This window comes from Acetobacter estunensis, from assembly GCF_019083805.1.
GTDB lineage: Bacteria > Pseudomonadota > Alphaproteobacteria > Acetobacterales > Acetobacteraceae > Acetobacter > Acetobacter estunensis_A.
The window spans coordinates 1-438 of record NZ_JAHRDV010000119.1 but is presented as its reverse complement, the minus strand read 5'-3'; the positions used below and the strand labels follow the sequence as shown (position 1 = coordinate 438).

General features: G+C 58.0%; 1 protein-coding gene. It reads right to left on the bottom strand.

What is annotated here, in order from left to right:
* A partial coding sequence (locus KUA11_RS17215; protein ID WP_217412277.1) for a DUF2800 domain-containing protein occupies positions 1 to 438 on the bottom strand: 438 nt, incomplete at both ends.

Below are 438 nucleotides of genomic sequence, written 5' to 3'. Positions count from 1 at the left end.
GCCCTGCGGCTTCTCGATAAACTCCCCACAGATAGTGGCAAACTGCTTTTTGCCTGCCAGCTTCTCCAGCTCGGTAATGGTTTTCAGCTCCTGCGGCTTGTATATCTCGGCGGTCTTGTAGCCGGCTTTGTTCAGTGCTGCGGCTGCTCCGTCTTCGTCGGTAATCTTCCGCACGCTTCTGCCCTCTACCAGCTTCCAGCCCGGCAGCTCTACACCTGCTAACGCCTGCTGTAACGCGTAGTCCTCGATACCTGCCAGCCACGTTTTCACGGTTGCCAGCCTCGGCAGTACATCTTTGGCCAGTTCCTCAGCGGTCAGTATCTTGCCCGCGTAGTCCTCGGCCATCTGCGTACACTGATTAGCCAAAGCACGGCAGCTGCTCTTTACCTTGCAGAACTGGCACCACTCGCCCGGATGCTGCGGGCCTTTGCCGTCGTA